The organism is Citrobacter sp. RHB35-C21, from assembly GCF_013816515.1.
Lineage (GTDB): Bacteria > Pseudomonadota > Gammaproteobacteria > Enterobacterales > Enterobacteriaceae > Citrobacter > Citrobacter braakii.
Map to the genome: position 1 here is coordinate 2,127,455 of NZ_CP057147.1, position 16,838 is coordinate 2,144,292.

General features: G+C 50.5%; 17 protein-coding genes. 8 read left to right on the forward strand and 9 right to left on the reverse strand.

Translation table 11 applies throughout. The annotated features are described in order from the left end of the window. Positions 1-19: 19 nt before the first annotated feature. From HVZ39_RS10230 to HVZ39_RS10270, 9 genes are all read right to left on the reverse strand, one after another. On the reverse strand, positions 20-2,767 hold the full coding sequence (locus tag HVZ39_RS10230; RefSeq protein ID WP_100280145.1) for a VirB3 family type IV secretion system protein: 2,748 nt from the start codon (positions 2,765-2,767) through the stop codon (positions 20-22). 11 nt (positions 2,768-2,778) lie between these two features. Further along, positions 2,779-3,057 carry a TrbC/VirB2 family protein gene (locus tag HVZ39_RS10235; RefSeq protein ID WP_045418700.1) on the reverse strand — a complete coding sequence of 93 codons (279 nt, stop codon included), beginning with the start codon at positions 3,055-3,057 and terminating at the stop codon, positions 2,779-2,781. Beyond that, entirely contained in the window at positions 3,054-3,698 is a 645-nt protein-coding gene (locus HVZ39_RS10240) for a lytic transglycosylase domain-containing protein (protein ID WP_058654380.1), read from the reverse strand. The genes HVZ39_RS10235 and HVZ39_RS10240 overlap by 4 nt, the downstream gene beginning before the upstream one ends. 70 nt (positions 3,699-3,768) lie before the next feature. Continuing rightward, positions 3,769-3,990: a hypothetical protein gene (locus HVZ39_RS10245; protein WP_058654379.1), complete on the reverse strand. Its 222-nt coding sequence runs from the start codon at positions 3,988-3,990 to the stop codon at positions 3,769-3,771. A 391-nt stretch (positions 3,991-4,381) separates the two neighbouring features. Beyond that, positions 4,382-4,591 (reverse strand): TraR/DksA family transcriptional regulator, encoded by a 210-nt coding sequence (locus tag HVZ39_RS10250; RefSeq protein WP_045418705.1) that lies wholly within the window; start codon positions 4,589-4,591, stop codon positions 4,382-4,384. After that, a complete protein-coding gene (locus tag HVZ39_RS10255; RefSeq protein WP_072205886.1) occupies positions 4,581-5,168 on the reverse strand; it encodes a DUF2857 domain-containing protein in 588 nt (195 codons plus the stop codon). Before HVZ39_RS10255 ends, HVZ39_RS10250 begins: the two co-directional genes overlap by 11 nt. Before the next feature lie 121 nt (positions 5,169-5,289). Then, positions 5,290-5,475, reverse strand: coding sequence for an AlpA family transcriptional regulator (locus tag HVZ39_RS10260; RefSeq protein WP_003036401.1), 186 nt, complete (start codon positions 5,473-5,475; stop codon positions 5,290-5,292). 146 nt (positions 5,476-5,621) lie between these two features. Further along, positions 5,622-6,548, reverse strand: coding sequence for a hypothetical protein (locus tag HVZ39_RS10265; RefSeq protein WP_100280144.1), 927 nt, complete (start codon positions 6,546-6,548; stop codon positions 5,622-5,624). 732 nt (positions 6,549-7,280) lie between these two features. Beyond that, entirely contained in the window at positions 7,281-7,961 is a 681-nt protein-coding gene (locus HVZ39_RS10270) for a TetR/AcrR family transcriptional regulator (RefSeq protein ID WP_181633565.1), read from the reverse strand. Between the two features lie 272 nt (positions 7,962-8,233). Between HVZ39_RS10270 and HVZ39_RS10275 the strand changes: the two genes are divergently transcribed. The 8 genes from HVZ39_RS10275 to HVZ39_RS10310 all read left to right on the forward strand — a co-directional run bounded on the left by HVZ39_RS10275 (position 8,234) and on the right by HVZ39_RS10310 (position 16,784). Continuing rightward, complete coding sequence (locus HVZ39_RS10275; RefSeq protein ID WP_058654378.1) at positions 8,234-9,646, forward strand: efflux transporter outer membrane subunit; 1,413 nt, start codon at positions 8,234-8,236, stop codon at positions 9,644-9,646. Continuing rightward, positions 9,646-10,845 (forward strand): HlyD family efflux transporter periplasmic adaptor subunit, encoded by a 1,200-nt coding sequence (locus tag HVZ39_RS10280; RefSeq protein ID WP_181633566.1) that lies wholly within the window; start codon positions 9,646-9,648, stop codon positions 10,843-10,845. Before HVZ39_RS10275 ends, HVZ39_RS10280 begins: the two co-directional genes overlap by 1 nt. A gap of 3 nt (positions 10,846-10,848) precedes the next feature. After that, positions 10,849-12,381, forward strand: coding sequence for a DHA2 family efflux MFS transporter permease subunit (locus HVZ39_RS10285; protein ID WP_181633567.1), 1,533 nt, complete (start codon positions 10,849-10,851; stop codon positions 12,379-12,381). Between the two features lie 105 nt (positions 12,382-12,486). Next, positions 12,487-13,413, forward strand: a complete 927-nt coding sequence (gene cyoA, locus HVZ39_RS10290) for a ubiquinol oxidase subunit II (RefSeq protein ID WP_095282498.1) — start codon at positions 12,487-12,489, stop codon at positions 13,411-13,413. A gap of 2 nt (positions 13,414-13,415) precedes the next feature. After that, positions 13,416-15,413, forward strand: coding sequence for a cytochrome o ubiquinol oxidase subunit I (gene cyoB, locus HVZ39_RS10295; RefSeq protein WP_100280143.1), 1,998 nt, complete (start codon positions 13,416-13,418; stop codon positions 15,411-15,413). Next, on the forward strand, positions 15,403-16,020 hold the full coding sequence (cyoC, locus tag HVZ39_RS10300) for a cytochrome o ubiquinol oxidase subunit III (RefSeq protein WP_058654374.1): 618 nt from the start codon (positions 15,403-15,405) through the stop codon (positions 16,018-16,020). Before cyoB ends, cyoC begins: the two co-directional genes overlap by 11 nt. Continuing rightward, positions 16,017-16,340, forward strand: a complete 324-nt coding sequence (locus HVZ39_RS10305; RefSeq protein ID WP_058654373.1) for a cytochrome o ubiquinol oxidase subunit IV — start codon at positions 16,017-16,019, stop codon at positions 16,338-16,340. The genes cyoC and HVZ39_RS10305 overlap by 4 nt, the downstream gene beginning before the upstream one ends. Before the next feature lie 51 nt (positions 16,341-16,391). Further along, the gene (locus tag HVZ39_RS10310) at positions 16,392-16,784 is read left to right on the forward strand and encodes a helix-turn-helix domain-containing protein (protein WP_058654372.1); all 393 of its coding nucleotides are present in this window, start codon (positions 16,392-16,394) and stop codon (positions 16,782-16,784) included. Positions 16,785-16,838: the final 54 nt, after the last annotated feature.

Sequence of the window (16,838 nt, forward strand, 5' to 3'; positions counted from 1 at the left end):
TATTACCTCCGGTTGGCTTTCAGATTGCCCGCTCAAGGAAAGTGTCTTTCCATTCATCAGGTCGCATACCGTCCTGATAAATGGCATCGAATATTTTCAGGTTGTCCTCACTGCCGCTGAGAAGCCGGGTGAGTTTACCCAGTCCGGAAAGATCCATTTTCGCCATTGCCACAAACGGGCGAGTTTCTCCGGCCTGCAAAGGTGTTTTCAGGATGACCATATAATGCTCGCCCGGATCAAGGTTTCTGACCGTCTCATAAACGCTGTCCGGCACTTTCATTTTCTCCACGTAATCCGCATAGCTTGCTTTCGGATTGGCGAGGAAAATCTGGGTACCGCACTGCTCAATAATCGCCGGGGCGATGGGGTGTCTGACGATTTCATCCGGTGACTGTGTTGCCGGAACGAAGATACCGTTCAGCTTTCGGATGACTTTCAGCATATTGAGGGAGAAGCGGGAAAATTCGACATCGGCCAGCCAGCGCCAGAACTCATCCATAAACATCACCAGGCGGCGACCATCCAGAAGACTGGTCACACGGTACAGCAGGTAAAAGGTCACGGGGCCGCGAATATCGTCATCATCCAGAAATTCGGTGCCGTCGATACCAAAGTTATCGACATCGTTGATGGTGAAAGTATCGGCCTCGTTATCAAACACCCAGCCGAACTCGCCCCCCTGCGCCCACTGTTTCAGGCGAATACGCAGCCCGTTGGTGCGGGCATCTGTGGTCGGCGGCTCCGGCAGCACTTCCAGCAGCCGGGTGATCCCGTACCGGCGGTACTCCGGCGGATAGTCCAGCATGATGGTGTCCACGGCGGCACTGATCCGCTCCTCATCGCGCGGATCGAGCGGCTTACCGTTGCGGCGGCACAGCATGCGTACCAGCCGTTTGATGAAACTGATGTTCCGGCGGGTTGGCTCCAGCGCAAACGGGTTGAAGCCGGTGGGCTCGCCGGTATGGATGCGGAAATAACGCCCGCCCGCCTGGCGGATCGCCATCTCCGCTGCCCGGTCCTTATCGAAATACACCGTGGTCAGCCGTTTGATGGTGGCAGAAGGCGCAAACGACGCCGGGTTACGGTACTTCTGCATCAGTTGTTGCATAATGGTCATCAGCAGGGTTTTGCCGGATCCGGTTTTCCCGATAATCGCCGTATTCCCCGGCGTTTTCTCACCGGTGTCATCCCGCCCGGCCTGGCTGTCGTGCAGGTTCAGGTAATACCCGCCACCGCCGGGAGATGTGAGGATGGCGATGGATTCCCCCCACGGATTACCGCTGCGTTTGTGGGGATGGAAGTTATGCAGGCAGGCTATATCGGCAAAATTCTGGCTGCTGACGGCCACCAGTCGGGGTCGCAGCGTATACACGCCCGGCAGTTGCGCCAGATACGCGGCGGGCAGTGACAGGGTGGAGAGCGTCGTCATAATACCAAGATCGGCGAAGGGCTGGGCCAGAACATTAGTGTCCTTCACCACCTGTCCAGCATTGTCTGAGGAGATCAGCAGGGAAAAGTGGAATTTACCGCACGACACATGTCCGGACTGGAGCAGGTCGCGCAGGACAATCAGCTCTTCGCGCTGGGAAGTCGCGTCGTCGTCCGTGGAGTTAAGCCGTTTTTCCGCCAGACGGATATGATTCTGCGCCTCATCCCGTGCCATGCAGGTAAAGGACTGCGTCAGAACATACTCGCTTTCGGCGTACAGCAGCGCATCCAGCATACCGGTATGGGTTTCCGGGGAATAATCCTTAATCTCCAGGTTGCGGAAGAAACGGGAACCGCTGACCGTCTGGCATTCACCGGTGTCGGTGGTGAAAAAGACGTCTGGCGTACTGAGCGTTTCATAAAATGGTGAGCGCGTTACGGCCACCTTCTGCCACTGACCGGTAAGCAGACGATGGAAGAACGCCAGTTGTGAGGAATACACCTGCCCGTTTTCTTCATATATCCCCAGCGGCGTTGCCATATAGCGGGATAATGAAGATCCCAGTGCTTCGCGGTATTCCAGCATGATTTTGAGCGCGTCATCCAGTGCTGCCTGGCGTTTACCGTGCGACTGCGCTTTCATGGTTTTCTTCTCAATCTGAGAGAACGGCGCGTAGCAGACGGTGAAAAACAGCCGGTGCCGCCAGAACGGTTTTTCTTTTACCGGCTGGTAATACCGCCGGGTCACGTCATCGGAAAAGGGAATACCCGAACAGGCTTCAAAAGCATCATGGTATTTTTCGCGTAGCCGGTGAATATAGAATGTTACCGGCAGACCCTCATACGAACGAATAACGTTATTCAGGTGCGTAGCCATCAGGGTCAGGTGATGTTCGTCTTCACATTCAAAGACTGTGCCGCCCAGCTCCCAGGTGGCAACCAAATCACGGTGACGGTTTCTGATGACGTAGGGGTGAATATGGGAGGAATACGGAATATATTTATCCAGCGTAATACGCTCGCTTAATTTCATTTTCTGAATAAACTCCGAGACATCAACGTTATCGTACTGGTTTGCCAGCAGGGCATTCGCGCCAAAATGGGTATTGGTGAAAAGCCGTCCACGGGTTTTAAACGCCAGCCAGAGCAGACTGAAATAATGAATGTCCTTTCGGGTTTTATTTTTCATTTCCGCCCAGGCAGGAATGAGCAGAATCGCCAGGTAATAGCTGGCATAGACTGCCAGCAGGACGATGGCCCCGCTGACGAGAACGAACGGCACCAGAGGAATACCCATAATGGCGGCAGGCCGCGTCAGTGCTTTATTCAGCGTAGCCATCGTTGCCTCCCTTATGACGCCCAGTAGGCACCGAAGCCGGACGCGCCGACAATCAGGATCGCGCCGATGATGATGTTACGCATGTCATGCAGGCTCTTGCCGTCGAACAGCACCTTGTAGCCCACCCACATAGTCGCCAGTGTGATGGTGACGGCGGCCAGTCCCAGCAGGCCGGTCGAGGTATTGCTCAGTGTTTCATTGGCCTTGTTAAAACCACTGTCCGCCGCCAGCACCGGGGCAGACAGCAGCACGGAAGCAACAGCGGAGTAACGGCGTTTACGCATGATCATTTCTCCTCATCAGAGATAACGGGGGTAGCGCCGCGAATGACGGCACCGGGATAATGCAGGGAAGTCAGGACCGGCACAGTGGCACCGGCAGGCTCGCCGCGCAGCACAACGGCGGGATAACGGACAGACGGCTGTGCGTTCCGGTCAGGGTCACGCTGCCGGTCTTCCCGCGTGGACGGGACGACATAGCCAATGCGTTGCACGTAGCTGGTCTGGTTAAAGGTGGATTCCGGTCGCTGTCCGGTTTCAAAGTTGCCGGAGTAGTAACAACTGAGCGCCCGTTTCAGCGTTCTGCCGCGCCGGTAGCAGTCGGCGAAAATGCGCTCATATACCGACAGGTTGATGCAAGGGTTAAGCAGGTCGCTGGCCGTGACGCCGTAATGGCGGAAATTGGTGCTGGTGATTTGCATCAGCCCGACCGAATAGCGTCGGCCTTGTGCAGCCAGCTGTCTGGTGAGGTGGATCGCCTCCGGCAGGCTCGTGGGAAAATGTGAAATCACACCTTTACCGCCCGGCACGATTTCAGCAATGGCGTAAGGGTGAAAACCGGATTCGACCCGTGCCACATCAAGCGCCGTGGACGGGTGAACACTGGTGGCGCACTGCGTCGCCAGCGCCAGAAAGGCTGCGGTGGAAAGCATAGTGGCCTCGTAACCGTGGGTCCGGCAGCGCACACAAAAACACGTTACCGGGGAGAAGGACAAAAGCGGGTTAAACGGCTGCGGCATTCTGTGAAATGTCACTCTCTTCTCTCGGTTCGAGCAGTACCAGCCTGCCGGAAACCGCAATACCGGGGATCAGCACGATATTCAGGCCAGGCTTACCGTTATGTGCGAAGGCCACACCAACCCGGGTCCAGTACGTGTTTTTCTCGCCCTGTGCATCGGGCTGACTTTCCTGAGTGATAAAGACGTGATATAGGGGTTTTCGCATGATTTTTCCTCTGATAAAAAAGCGCGTGAAACATTGGTCACATCCCGATCCTGCATTCCGGTTTTAACGGGTCAGCGAGAACATTCAGCGGCACCCTGAATTGTGGTTACGTGACAGCCCGATCCAATTTGTTAAAGAACAATCCCCAGCCTGGACGAATGAACGTCCATCAGGGCAACCATGTTGTTATGGCATTTTCAGAATCAGATATTCAGTGCGGGATATAAACGATAAATTCAAAACAAAAAAAAGAGAGATAAACTGGCGAGGATTATCAGATGCGGAAAGAAGGAGAAGGATGCAGAACAGATAATAAAGAAGGCATTCTATTTTCATGGAAACAGAAAGACGTGCAGAGAAATAATATCTCCGAACGTCTTTATCGCTATTATTAGCGTCTGCGATGCTCAAGTTGTTCCTGACATTTTGTACAGGTGGTTATGCCCGGCAGGGTCTGCCGTCGTTTTTCAGGAATAGGTTTACCACATATACGACAGTGAAATAATGATGGTGTTGAACCCGGCTTAAAACGGTTTTGCTCAATCATCTCTTCCAGTCGCTGTTCATTAAATTCCTGATCGCGGTCGATCTCATCCGGCATGGAGAGTCCTCCTGCCAGTAGCGGCTCCCTGTTCGCACAGTGCGATACGTTTCCAGACCGTGGTGAGTGACAGCGCTTCGGCCTCTGGCTGCAGGATTTCCGTCACCTGCATCATGGTGATCAGTGCATCGGGCGATTCAAGGTTTTCTACCCTGCGCTGCTGCCATTGCAGCCAGATAGCCACATCTGTCTTTTCATCCGGCTCAGGGGTTCGGCCATACGGCACGCTGACACCCAGCAACCGACGGCGAAGGCAGACTTCATTGGAGGTGAGACCGAAATAGTGGTTCAGCAGTGCGATGGAGCCACCCAGTCGTATGGCCCGGTCAATCAGTTGTCGGCGCTGTTCTTCCTGACCAGAATGGGCCAGCAACTGGTGCAGAACATCGTGGCGTAGCGAGACCGCGATAAAAGGCGCGGCTGCTCGGCTCAGCGTAAAGAGTGCATCTGGCGAGAGCTGGCTGAGGGCATTCATTTCGTCAAATGTGAAACCGAGTTCTTCACAGTGACGAATATTGCCTTCATTAAGCGCCTGCAGGGCATTGGTGAGCACGGCGTAATTTAGTGAAGGGATCATAATATGTACTCCGTATATTTTGTCCAACAGGCAAGATAGATGCAGAAATATCTTGGTATGTAGCCTGTCGGAGGGCATTTAGTCGAATCAGTGGCTTTGATTCGCCTTCCCTTGACCGCCTTTAGCGCCGGGACAATTTAATATTGATCCATTCGTCAATTTCTGATTCCAGCCAGGCCACACTGGCTGGGCCGATTTTTATTGAACGAGGAAATGTACCCTCTTTCATATACAGATAGATTTGTGAACGTTTCAAGCCGGTTTTTTCTTCAACCTTTTTTAAGCGTAATAACTGATGTGATGTCATGATTGTCTCCTGTAGCAAAACAAACATTGGTATGTCTGGAGATAATAAAAAAGCATAACGGAAGGAGAAGTGGTAGTGGTAAACCCCGTATTACGGGGTTTAATAAACTAAATACGGGATCATATTATTGACAGATAAACACAATATCAATTTAATAAGGATGAGGAAGGAGGGGAACCACGCTCTAGTGCTGTTTTTAAAGTATCACCGCTTAGACGGTCAGTGATGCCATCAGCTGCCGCCCATTCTTCAAAAATTGTCAATAATTTATAGGGTTGTTTTATTAATGGGCTGATAACATCATTGTGCCTACAAGCGAGCCAAAATAACCTTGACAAGGGCGTGGATATTCTGGTTGAAGAGGGGAGGGATTTCTCTGTAACCTGGGTGCTAATTAGTTTCTCAATCTCTGAGTAACGAATAACAAAGCAGGAATCCTGAGGCAAATTATAGAGGGGGAAATATTCTTGCTTTGTATTTTGATTTATCGTTCCCTCTGAAGAAATTCTCTCCATAATATCAAATGCCAGATCTGTTGGTAGGTTTTTTATTTGATGATCAATTCTACACTTCCAGGTTGTTTTTTCAAACAGCTGAAAAACTTCATTGGACATTGTAACAGTGATGCCATAATTTACCGTGTTTTTCCCAATAATTGGTAATGGTATATTCAATGAGCATGCGAGAAATTGCTTTATCAAAATACATTCAAATCCAATAAGTGATGTATCAATAATATTTTGTGTGGAGTGGACGTATCTGCCCTCAGTACTGAAAATTGAGTCCCATCCATTAATAAAGCTATTTTTTTCTAGCAGACATAAACGATGAATCAATGTCCCTCTAGCTGGATGCATTTTTACTTTTTGAAATGCATATTTTATTTTTCGCAGAATAATTGGAGATTGAAAGTATATGGCGAGATTAATTTTATTATATAATGCATAACGGTAAATATCACTCTCTTTGATTCTTTCGTTGCTCTCTGTATTAATTATGCTAACGGCTTCTTGTATGGTTACCCAGTCAGGTTTCGGAAGCGAACTGTTTATGATCTCGCTGCTTTTCAACATGAAAAACTCCTTTTACATATTTTTCTATGCAAAACTTAAATTACGATTCACGGTTTCATTATTTCTGAATATTATCGATAATGTACACATGAATCCTATTTTATAAAGTAAAGAGTTTAAAAATAAAATTGTTAAACTAGTTTTTAGTTCGCTATGAAATTTTCTCTTGTAACTATGGATGAGGAGACGATTTCCTAAGAGCATAATGAAGGATGAACTGAATAATATTAAGACTAATGAAGATAAAACTCTATGAATAAAATGTCGAGCAGAAATAATAAAGAGTAGTAGTACAAGATCTTTATGGCGAAAATGTTCATATTTTCGTTTGTAGGATCCCTGTTGAGAGAATTCAATAGTAATCCAATCTTTTATATTGCAAGGGTTATGTTTGAGGCATTTGCTTGAGCGCTGCTTTGTCTCATAGATGCTTCCTGGTGCTGGTAGAGAAATTGCCTCCCAGTGCTCCATTAGTTCTGAAAACCTTACTACTCCGATCATGCTAACGTCTCCTGACTAAAACGAACGGTACGGTTCGATTTGATCAGAATAGACAAGATTTCTGTCAAGAGGCAAGTTAGGGCGCTAACTAAATTTAGTCGCCTAGAGTTATAGAGAAGAACGATTCGGAAAATGTAATCCACTTGATGGTAGTGTTCCATATAATAATATGGAACAAATTGATAATATTATAAACTCCTGAGCATCTTCTAATTTCTTTATAACAGATGATTATAAGTATCCTTTACGAAAGGCTAATAAAAAGGCATTGACCGCATCCTTTGCCCATTGATCACGCTGTGCAGCAGAAGTGGAAGATTTTGGATGCATTAAGCACTGTATTTGAGGCTCACCGCGTACCATATTCACGAATAAGGAAGCAACTGCATTTCGCCCAATACCACCTAACGAAATTTCTCCTTTAGATTCAGCTTGTTGTAGTATTTCTGCAACAATGTTATTTATCTTTTTTGGACCTGCTAAATAGAAACGTCTACCTAATTCAGGAAAACGCGGTGCTTCAGAAGCTACAACACGGTAGAGGGCGAGGCCATTTTCAGAAAGCACAATATCCAGATACGTTCGGGCTATTTTAAATAATTTATCATAAATATCTTTTCCCGAAATTTTAATTTTATGTACTTTTTGAAGAAAACGCTCGCATTCTATCTCAATCACCGCTGTAAATAATGCTTCTTTATTCGGATAATATGCATATACGGTTGATTTTGAGACCCCAGCAGCCTGTTGGATCATATCTGTTGATGCTGCTGCATAGCCTCTTTCCAGAAAAATAGCTTTTGCTCCTTCAAGCACGCGTTGTGCTTTTTCAGGTAAGTTACTAACTATATCATTAGAAAGTATTTTATTTTTTCTTCTAGTGTCAATTGAGGTCTTTGTTGATACCGACATCTGCACTTCCTTATCCGGAATAAAGCTTGATCTTACCATAAGATGAAACTCGAAATCATATCGTTCAGGCCTGAGTGCTACTCGCGTATTTTTGCGACGTAGTTGAGTGCAATTTGGCCTTGACTGTACCGAACCGATCGGTTTACTTTGTTCGCCATAAACTAGAATAAACAGGGCGATCAAGAATGAGGTGTGTGTCAGGTTACAGATTTGCACATGGGACGAAGTCAGTAAGGTACCGTCCGCATTATCTGAAAGGATGTGTTATCTCCGTGCTCAGCCTTGCTTTGGGGTCATGTGCTGCGATCCCCGATCTGGGAACTGCTCCTCAGCCGGAGCAGGCTGCGGCGCTGATTTCACAACGCAGTTTTTCCGCTCCACATGCTGACTGGCCGCAGGAAAAATGGTGGATGGCCTTCGGCGATACGCAGCTTAACCAGCTGATGAGTGAAGCCACCGCGCATTCACCTTCTCTGGCACAGGCAGAAGCCCGGGTGCGTGAAGCCACGGCCAGAACCGGTGTCGCCCGTTCCCGGTTATACCCGTCAATGGACGCCAGCGCGTCCATTGATAAAGAGAAGCTCAGCTACAACTACATCTACCCTAAAACAGCCGTGCCGCACGGATGGAATGATATGGGGCGGGCCAGCCTCAACTTTAGCTGGGAACTGGATTTCTGGGGTAAAAACCAGGATGCGCTGCGTGCCGCGACATCCGAAGCCAGCGCCGCTGAGGCAGATGCCGCCGCCGCGAAACTGATGCTGACGACGATGCTCGCGGACGCTTATATCCGTCTGCAGTACCAGTATGACAGTCGTGATATTGCGGCCCGACAGCTGCGTAACCGGACGGATACCGTCAGGCTGGTGCAGTTACGCCATGCTCAGGGACTCGATTCCAGAGTCTCCGTGGAAGAAAGCGGTGCCCGGCTGGATGCCGCCAGAGCGGCGCTGGCTGAAGCCGATGAGCAAATCAAATTAACCCAAAACGGCATCGCGGCTTTACTGGGCCGGGGGCCGGACAGAGGGCTGGATATCCTCAGACCCCGGTTGCAGATGCGCCGCCCTGTCGGATTACCTGATGCGCTGAACGCAAACCTGCTCGGACGCAATCCGGAAGTGGTGGCCGCACGGTGGCGGGTTGAAGCCGCCGCCAGCAATATCGGTGTTGCCAGAGCGCAGTTTTACCCGAACGTGAACCTGATGGCCTTCGTCGGATACCAGTCACTGGGGCTGAATAACCTGTTCAGCTCGGGCTCTGATATCGGGAGCGTCGGGCCTGCCATCAGCTTACCCCTTTTTGAAGGCGGGCGTTTAGGCGCTAACTATAAAGGTGCGAGAGCGGAATATGAATATGCGGTGGCGTCGTATAACGAGGCGCTGACACAGGCATTACGTGAAACAGCTGATGTTACACGGAGCCTTGCTGCTCTGGTGGGCAGGTCAGAAGCAACCGCATCTGCTTTGTCCCACAGCGAGGAAGCTTATCAGCTGGCAAAAGCCCGGTATCAGGGTGGGCTGGCCGATTATCAGGAAGTTCTCATTTCTGAAGATGCGTTACTCCAGGCTGAGCTGGCGAATACAGCCATGCATTCCCGGGGTTATGTCTTGGATGTGTCACTCGTCAAAGCCCTTGGGGGCGGATTTGAATCCAGTTCAACATTTGATGCGCAGGTGAAACCGTAATGACTGAAGATAAAGATAAAAACGGCCCACAGGATATGGACAGGGCTCTGGATAACACGAATGCAAAACCGGATAGCGGTGATAAAAAAAAGCATCGCCGTAAATTATTCGCTTTGTTTGGTGGCGTCCTGATTCTTATCGCCATCGGTTATGCCATCTGGCTGATTTTCTTTGCCGGTAAATCCGTCTCAACGGATAACGCCTATACCGCTGCCGAAGTCGCAGACGTCACGCCGCTTGTCGGCGGACCGGTGAAGAAAGTAAATGTGGTCAACACGCAGCTTGTGCATGCCGGTGATGTACTGGTCGTGCTTGATGATACGGACGCCAGAATTGCGGTGTCACAGGCTGAAGCTGAGCTTGGCAGCGCCCGGCGGAAGGTGATGCAGATTATGGCCAATGACACCGCTCTGGGCGGACAGCTTGATTCGCGTGAAGCAGGTATTCAGAGCGCCGAACATGATGTGGCGAGGGCACGGGCCCGGTTTGATAAGGCCACCCTTGATGAGCGACGTCGCCGGAATCTGGTGAAAGCCGGGGCCGTATCTGAGCAGGATTTTACGGATGCGCAGACAGAATTACGGGAGGCAACGGCCGCGCTGGGAGAAGCGGAAGCCAGTCTGAAAGCTGCTCGCGCTGGCAGTGTCGAAGCAAAAGGATACCGGCAGGCGAACGAGGCCCTGTTTCTAAACAGTACCGTTGAAACTAACCCCATTGTGGTGGCGGCCAGAACCCGTCTCGATCAGGCCCGTATAAACCTGGCGCGTATGGTTATCCGGGCCCCGGTGGATGGAGTGGTAACACAGCGCTCAGTGGATATCGGGCAGCATGTTCAGGCCGGAAACCGGCTGATGCGGGTTGTGCCCATCGAGGATATTTATGTTGATGCGAATTTCAAGGAAGGTCAGCTCAGCGACGTCAGACCGGGCCAGAAGGTAGAGCTGACTTCAGACCTGTACGGCAGCGGTGTTGTTTATCACGGCGTGGTTCAGGGATTTGACGGCGGCTCCGGTTCCGCGCTTTCACTGATACCGGCGCAGAATGCCACGGGTAACTGGATTAAGGTCGTGCAGCGACTGCCGGTGCGCGTTCGTCTGGAGCGGGAAGAACTGCGTAAAAATCCTCTGCGCATCGGGCTGTCCATGGAAGTTACGGTGGACCTGACATCGAATGCCAAAGATGACCACACGGAGAAATAAGGTATGTCTGGTTCAGCATTTCCACCTCTGTCCGGATTCAAACTGGTGGTTGCGGCAATCGTGCTCTCGCTCGGGAATTTTATGGTGGTACTCGATACCACCATTGCTAACGTCGCGATGCCCACAATATCCGGTTACCTGGGCGTGTCGACAACAGAAGGAATCTGGATCATCACCGCCTATGCGGTGGCTGAAGCCATCACGGTGCCGCTGACCGGCTGGTTGGCGATGCAGTTCGGTCAGGTGCGCGTATTCCTTTTTTCTGTTGTTGCATTTGTGATTTTTTCTGTCTGCTGCGGTCTTTCCTGGTCACTACCGAGCCTGGCCATTTTCCGTGTGCTACAGGGGCTTGCCGGTGGCCCGCTGATCCCGCTTTCTTCCACGTTACTGCTTGCAGCCTTCCCGAAGAAACAGGCCAACATTGCCGTGGCGCTCTGGGGAATGATGACGGTAGTAGCGCCTATATTCGGTCCGATACTGGGTGGGCTTATCTCGGATAACTGGAGCTGGCAGTGGGTATTTTACATCAATATCGGCTTTGGTCTGATTGTGGGGTTTGGGACCTGGTGGGTGCTGAAGGGGAAAGAAACACATATCAGCCGTTCCCGGCTGGACAGCGTGGGGCTGGGTCTGCTCGTCATCTTTGTGGCAGCCTTTCAGATCATGCTGGATAAAGGGCGTGAACTGGACTGGTTTTCCTCGGATATCATCATTGTCTGCGCCATTGTGGCCGCTATTGCCCTGATCTCGCTGATTATCTGGGAGCTCACCGCTGAGCAACCGGTGCTGGATCTGAGCGTGTTTAAGTCACGTAACTGGGTGGTATCAACCGTCACGCTCTGTCTGATGTTCGGTATTTTCTTCGGGAATATTGTGCTGACCCCCCTCTGGTTACAGCAATGGATGGGGTACACGGCAACCTGGGCCGGGTATGCGACGGGCCCCATTGGGATCCTGGCCGTCCTGAGCTCGCCCATAATTGGTCGTCTGCTGCCGAAGGTCGATCCCCGTCTGCTGGTGAGCTATGGCATGGGGGTGCTGGCGGTCTCCTTTGTGATGCGTGCCCTGCTGACGTCGCAGGCTGACTTTATGTCAGTTGCCGTTCCCATGTTCGTTCTGGGGGCCGGAGTTCCCGCCTGCCTTATCACGCTCACCTCGCTGGGCGTGTCCGAACTGCCGCCGGAGAAAGTGGCAGCCGGTTCCGGGCTGCAGAACTTCCTGCGTGTCATGTGCATGGCGGTAGGCTCTTCCCTGACCCAGACCTACTGGGAACATATGACAAAATTTAACCGGGCGGAGCTGGTGACGGCAATCAATCCTGACGTGCCAGGGATTGTCAGCAACACGCTGGGCGCGACCGGTATTCCGGCAGACACGTCAGCGGCCCTGTTTTCGAGAATGATCGATAGTCAGGCCATCATGCTGGCAACGAACGATTTCTATCAGTCGGCTACCGTTCTGATGCTGGGGTCCATAGGCATTATCTGGCTAATCAAAAAACCGAAAGGGCCGCTTCAGAAGATGTCGGGCCATTAAATAACAGGAATGGCGGTAGCGGGAATGAGAAGGGCAGAGCGTCTCCCCGTGAAAAGGTTTCATTATTTATTGCCGGTCTGCAAGTCCGTGAAATGAGGTTGTCCCATGCGACATCATAAATATAAGACCATTGTGAAGTGCCTGCCGGTAATAACAGGGACGTTATTACTGAGCGGATGTCATGCCGTTTTACTTGATCCCAAAGGGCAAATCGCTATTGAACAACGGGCGCTAATCATTACGGCATTTTGTCTGATGTTAGTGGTCGTTATTCCTGTGGTTCTGATGGCAGTTGTGTTTACCTGGAAATACCGGGCCACGAATACCACGGCGAAATATACGCCTGACTGGTCCCACTCCAATAAAGTGGAGGCGGTGGTCTGGACGGTGCCCGTCCTGATTATTCTGTTTCTGGCCGTGCTGACATGGAAGTCTACCCATGCGCTGGACCCATCCAGGCCACTGACCTCTGCGGTGAAACCCATCGATATCGAAGTCATCTCCCTGGACTGGAAATGGTTGTTTATTTATCCCCAACAGGGTATTGCCACCGTCAATCAGATTGTATTCCCGATAAATACCCCCTTGAATTTGCGTATTACATCCAATTCCGTGATGAACGGCTTTTTTATTCCGGCACTCGGCAGCCAGATTTATGCGATGCCGGGCATGCAGACCCGGCTGCATCTGATCGCCGGTGAAACGGGAACCTTCAACGGAATCTCGTCCAGTTACAGCGGCAGGGGCTTTTCCGGCATGAAATTTAAAGCGACTGCCGTACCGGATAATACCGCGTTTGAACAGTGGATCGCTGATGTGAAGAAATCACCGGATATGCTGCTTGGTCCGGCTGATTTTGAAAAATTGGCTGAGCCTGACGAAAACCACTCGGTTGAATTCTTCTCTGTCGTCGATCCGACGCTGTTCAGATACGTGACTAAAAAATTTAAAGCACACGATCACGATAAGGAGACGGGCATGACTGGGTCAGAGCCGGAACAACACCTCTCACACAGAGCGCGGGGAAATTAATTATGCTTACAGGAAAACTGACGCTGGATGCCATACCTGAGGACCCGATTGTCAGGGTGACGATCGTTGCTATTCTGATACTTGGTGTGGCAATTGTTGCTGCCATCACATATTACGGTAAGTGGAAATATTTATGGTCCGAATGGCTGACCTCCGTTGACCATAAAAAGCTCGGGATCATGTATATCATCGTCGCGTTTGTGATGTTACTGCGCGGCTTTTCCGATGCAATCATGATGCGCAGCCAGCAGGTACTGGCCTCATCTGGAGTGGAAGGGGCAGGGTATCTGCCGCCCTGGCACTATGATCAAATTTTTACGGGTCACGGTGTAATCATGATTTTTTTCGTGGCGATGCCTTTCGTTATCGGCCTGATGAATATTGTTGTGCCTCTGCAGATTGGTGCGCGTGATGTGGCTTTCCCTTTCCTGAACAACCTGAGTTTCTGGTTAACGGTGGTAGGCGTGGTGCTGGTTAATCTTTGCCTGGGAGTGGGGGAGTTTGCGACCACCGGCTGGCTGGCATATCCGCCGCTTTCGGAGTTAGCGTACAGTCCCGGTGTCGGGGTGGATTACTGGATATGGACACTCCAACTGTCGGGGATCGGGACCACACTGACCGGGATTAACTTCTTCGTCACCATACTGAAAATGCGTGCACCGGGTATGACGATGTTTAAGATGCCGGTGTTCGCCTGGGCGTCGTTGTGTACCAACGTACTGATTATCGCCTCTTTCCCTGTGCTGACCGTCACGCTGACATTGCTGACCCTTGACCGCTATCTGGGCTTCCATTTCTTTACCAATGATATGGGCGGCAACATGATGATGTACGTCAACCTGATTTGGGCGTGGGGCCATCCGGAAGTGTATATCCTGGTGTTGCCGGTCTTCGGGATCTACTCGGAAGTGGTGGCAACTTTCTCTAAAAAACGCCTTTTCGGTTATACCTCACTGGTCTGGGCAACGGTCGCCATCACGGTGCTCTCCTTTCTGGTATGGCTGCATCACTTTTTTACCATGGGAGCCGGTGCGAACGTGAATGCCTTCTTCGGGATCATGACGATGATTATTGCCATCCCGACGGGTGTGAAAATCTTCAACTGGTTGTTCACCATGTATCAGGGGCGCATTCAGATGCACTCTTCCATGTTATGGACAATAGGCTTTATCGTCACTTTCTCCATAGGGGGAATGACCGGGGTCCTGCTGGCTGTTCCAGGAGCTGACTTCGTTCTGCACAACAGTCTGTTCCTGATTGCCCACTTCCATAATGTGATTATCGGCGGGGTGGTGTTCGGCAGTATGGCTGGGGTGACCTACTGGTTCCCGAAAGCGACAGGTTTCACCCTGAATGAAAAATGGAACAAGCGGGCTTTCTGGTTCTGGATCATTGGTTTTTATGTGGCCTTTATGCCGCTGTATGTACTGGGGTTCATGGGGATGACCCGCCGTCTGAGTCAGAATATTGACCCCCAGTTCCATTCCCTGCTGGTTGTGGCCGCTGGCGGTGCAGCGCTGATCGCCTGTGGGATCCTGTGCCAGGTCATTATGTTCTGGGTGTCAGTGCGCGATCGTCACGAAAACCGTGACCTGACCGGGGACCCGTGGGGTGGACGGACACTGGAATGGTCTACCTCTTCCCCGCCGCCGTTCTATAACTTTGCTGAGGTGCCCGTTGTCCGTGAACGTGATGCGTTCTGGGAAATGAAGGAAAAAGGCGACGTGTACAAACAGCCAGCCCGCTATGAAGAAATTCATATGCCGAAAAACAGTGGGGCGGGGCTGATTATTGGTCTGCTTTGTATCGGGTTTGGCTTCGGGGCTATCTGGCATATCTGGTGGCTTGCGGGCTTGTCATTCCTCGGGATTATCCTGACGTGGGTGATTAAAAGTTTCGATGAAGATGTGGATTATTATGTGCCAGTGCCCGAGATCCAAAAAATCGAGGATCAGCGTTTTGCAGAAATAAGCAAAGCCGGTGTGACATATGGTAAGTGAAGCCCTGCATTCATCTGATCGCGCCCGTGCAGTGCACGGGCATCAGGAGCCAGGAAACAGTAAGATTTTTGGCTTCTGGATCTACCTGATGAGCGACTGCATTATCTTCGCCACTCTGTTCGCGACTTATGGCGTCATGGTAAACAACATCGCAGGTGGCCCGTCGGGTAAAGATATCTTCGAACCCTCGTTTGTCCTGGTGGAAACCGCACTGCTTCTGCTGAGTTCGATTGCCTATGGTTTTGCCGTTATCAGCATGGACAAAAACAGTGAAGGGGGAGTTCTTGGCTGGCTGACCCTGACATTTCTGTCCGGTCTGGGCTTTATCGGAATGGAAATCTGGGAGTTCAGTCACCTGATTGCTGAGGATTTTGGTCCGCAGCACAGTGGCTTTCTGTCGGCGCTTTTTACCCTGGTGGGGACTCACGGTCTGCATGTGACCTGCGGACTGATCTGGATGCTGGTCCTGATGTATCAGATTGCCCGACGGGACCTGTCTGAGATCAATCGCACCCGTCTTATGTGCCTGAGCCTGTTCTGGCACTTCCTGGATGTTATCTGGATTTGTGTATTCAGTATCGTTTACCTGATGGGGGTCATGTCATGAATCACTCTGTAAATACGGAAGGGGCCGCGCACGGCAGTGTGAAGTCTTATATGACCGGTTTTCTCCTGTCGGTCATGCTGACTGCAATTCCGTTCTGGCTGGTTATGGGTAGGGGCACCACTGAGGGATCCATCCTGGGAGGCGTTCTGGTGTGTGCTGTTGTTCAGGTGTTGGTGCATCTTATCTATTTCCTGCATCTAAATACCGCTTCTGAAACACGATGGAACCTTGTGGTTATTGTCTTTACCGCGGTCATTATCTTTATCGTGATTACCGGGTCGTTATGGATCATGTGGAATCTTAATCACCGGATGGTATGAGAAGGATTGCTGTCTTTCTGTTATTCCAGACTGCCTCATTGTGGGGGGGATATGGATATAAATAAAATACGAAAGAAAAATATAAACCGGCTTGTGGTGTATGAAATTATGCAATGGATTGATGAGCATCTGGAGGAGCCGCTGAAGGTTGAGGATGTTTCCGCAAAAGCTGGTTATTCTAAATGGCATTTTCAACGGATGTTCAAGGAGGTGGCAGGAATAAGTCTAGGGAAATATATAAAGCTTGAAAAACTAAGACGTGCTTGTTTTTTACTGGAGAATACGGATATACCCGTCATAGAGGTGTGCTTTATGCTCGGGTTTACCAGTCAGCAGGTATTTACCCGAGCGATGAGAAATGAAATGCATCATACACCAGGGGCTGTCAGAAGGAATAAACCTGTTCTGAAAAAGAGTTCTGGTATAAAGCGTGATGAGTTATAACCCTCTGATGAATATCATACCCCTCATTGTTTTGTTCTAAAATTACAGGGCGGA